Source organism: Pseudomonas sp. P5_A2_2 (genome assembly GCF_054177685.1).
The window spans coordinates 1-2,556 of the sequence record NZ_JBGCUL010000656.1; the positions used below are offsets into that span (position 1 = coordinate 1).

General features: G+C 58.1%; 3 protein-coding genes and 1 pseudogene. All 4 read right to left on the reverse strand.

The window, feature by feature from the left end; translation table 11 throughout:
* A pseudogene (locus ACXRVY_RS23745) lies at positions 1–219 on the reverse strand (circularly permuted type 2 ATP-grasp protein); the annotation flags it as partial.
* A 373-nt stretch (positions 220–592) separates the two neighbouring features.
* The gene (locus tag ACXRVY_RS23750) at positions 593–937 is read right to left on the reverse strand and encodes a ribonuclease E inhibitor RraB (protein WP_458238401.1); all 345 of its coding nucleotides are present in this window, start codon (positions 935–937) and stop codon (positions 593–595) included.
* A 210-nt stretch (positions 938–1,147) separates the two neighbouring features.
* A complete protein-coding gene (locus tag ACXRVY_RS23755) occupies positions 1,148–1,381 on the reverse strand; it encodes a hypothetical protein (RefSeq protein WP_223462201.1) in 234 nt (77 codons plus the stop codon).
* A 144-nt stretch (positions 1,382–1,525) separates the two neighbouring features.
* Positions 1,526–2,401 (reverse strand): polyamine aminopropyltransferase, encoded by an 876-nt coding sequence (gene speE / locus ACXRVY_RS23760; protein WP_223462200.1) that lies wholly within the window; start codon positions 2,399–2,401, stop codon positions 1,526–1,528.
* Between the last annotated feature and the right edge of the window lie 155 nt (positions 2,402–2,556).

The following is a 2,556-nucleotide window of genomic DNA, read 5'->3' on the forward strand; positions in this document are numbered from 1 at the left end:
GCGGGGAATGGTGTCGAAGGGAATCAGGCGCTCTGTCCCCTGCTCATCACCGTAGAGCGTGAAGGTTATCCCGGCGCGATGAAACAACAGATCGGCCTCGCGTCGCCGTTGTGCCAGAAGCTCGTCAGGCGTCTCGGCCAGCCAACGGGCAAACTCCCGATAATGCGGGCGGACCTGGCCGCCGGCATCGTACATCTCATCAAAATAGTTGCGGATCATGCCGTACTCCTTGTCACTCGGACGTCCAGACCTTCGCAAGGCCCGTGCCATCGGCATAAACGCTTAGATTTCAATCGGTTGGATAATCAAGACGCACGCACCGCACCAATCCTGTGCGACAAATGCCCCAACCTGATTGCCCCCGCTTCATTGCAAGGCGCTGTGATCGCCTATCACCAGCATAGTCTGTAGGAGCCAGCTTGCTGGCGAAGGGGCCCATGAGTCATGTGTCGCTCTTCGGGGACGCCTTCACTGGCAAGTCGGATCGCCGCACCGCAGCTCCTACGGGGTCGTGTTCAATATCCTGTCGGCGAAAACGAAAACGGCCAACCCGAAGGTCAGCCGTCAATGCTGGTTGTCACTGCTCATAAGGTTATGCGAGTCGCCCTCGTACCTCCTGTTTCACACCCCAGCCTTCGATGATGCYGCCCAACGGCTCGACCACCGCTTCGAAACCCTGTTCGAAATCGCCGATGTCGTCGTAGGTGGCATACATGACTTTGCACAACTCCAGCGCCCAGGCGCCATCGTCACGCACACTGACTTGCGCATTCAGGGATTCACCACGGTGGAAATGACCTGCCGCCCTGCGTGCCCGCTCCTCATCCGGGAAAATGGCGTAGAACTCGATGGGATGAAACCGTGAAAAGTCAAAACCGCCTTCTTTCATGCGGCGCAGAACGCTGCTGCTGATGTCTTCTTGATAGGCTGTGCTCATGAAACGTCCTCCTCAAAACGATGGATAGACTTTCCGTACTCCCTCACCCGCAACCGAACAGCGCGAGCGACGGCAACCGATGTGCCGGCGGGAAACAAGCATGGAGCTGACAAGACCAGACCTTAGCGATCCGTTCGCTGATCTCGCTTGCAGAGTAGCCTCAAGATAGAGCCTCTGCCAAGGCCTGGATGTGAATGCGGGAGGTGTCGCTCAGACTGGGGTAATGCCGAGGATTTGAATGCTGTTCTGGGATTTGAGCTCTTTGACGCTCGCGTCACTGGTCCGCCCTTCCAGATCGTTCAGATCCAGTTCGGCGGCGACAGGAAGAAGCCGGGCCTTGATGAGCTTGGCGGCACGCTCGTAGTCCGGGCGCTCGGGGCACTCAAAGACTTCGTTGATGGTTTCGCCATGATCATCCATGAAAGTGACTTTCCACTTTTGCATTGGTGCCTCCTTGATGAAACCCATGCATGGGTTTACCCCTATCTCGACCTTGTTAGCCGGCTGATTGTTCCGCCTTGTTCCGCTGCATTTCAATGTGGGAGCGAGCCTGCTCGCTCCCACAGGTTTGGTGCGTGGACTGAAAGATCAGTCGTTGCTTGGCTTGTTCACTGCCTGCAACACGTATTGCGGCAGGGCGAAGGCGCCGATGTGGATTTCAGGATTGTAGTAGCGGGTGATGATGCCGCTGCCCGTGAAGCGCTGTTGCAGGGTTTCGCGGGACAACTTGCGATAAGCGGTATTGGTCGCGCCCCAGGCGAAGGTCATCGAGCCACCGATGTAGGTCGGCACGGCGGCCTGGTAGAAGTGCCAGTCCGGGAACAGGCTGCGCAAGCGACCGGCGGTGGTCTTCACTTCTTCGATCTGCATGAACGGCGTGCCGTTCTGGGTCACCAGGATGCCGCCTTCGTTCAAGCAGCGGTGACAGGCCTGGTAGAAGTTTTCCGAGAACAGCACTTCACCCGGACCGATCGGGTCGGTGGAGTCGGAAATGATCACGTCGAACTTTTCAGTGGTGGTGGCGACGAAACGCATGCCGTCGTCGATCACCAGGTTCAGGCGTGGATCATCGAATGCACCCTTGGAGTGGTTCGGCAGGAATTCCTTGCACATGTCGACCACGGTGCCGTCGATCTCGACCATGGTGATGTGCTCGACACTGCGGTGCTTGGCCACTTCACGCAACATGCCACCATCGCCGCCGCCAATGATCAGCACGCGCTTGGCGGCGCCATGGGCTAGGATCGGCACGTGGGTCAGCATTTCGTGATAGATGAACTCGTCGGCTTCGGTGGTCTGGATCACGCCGTCCAGTGCCATCACCCGGCCCATGCGCGGGTTCTCGAAGATCACCAGGTGCTGGTGTTCGGTGCGCACTTCGTGCAGCAGTTTTTCCATGCGAAAACGCTGGCCGTAGCCTTCGTAGAGGGTTTCCAGGTAGTCGCTGGTCGGGGTGATGCTCATGGGAAGTGCTCCGATGAATGCGGGTGGCAACGGACGGTTACCCGCCCATGATGGCCAATCGAGCGWCTCGATTGACCGGGAAAGGCGCGCATTCTACGTCGCGGAACATGACAGGTCGAACCTCAGTTGATCAGCATTCCACAATCCTGTGGGAG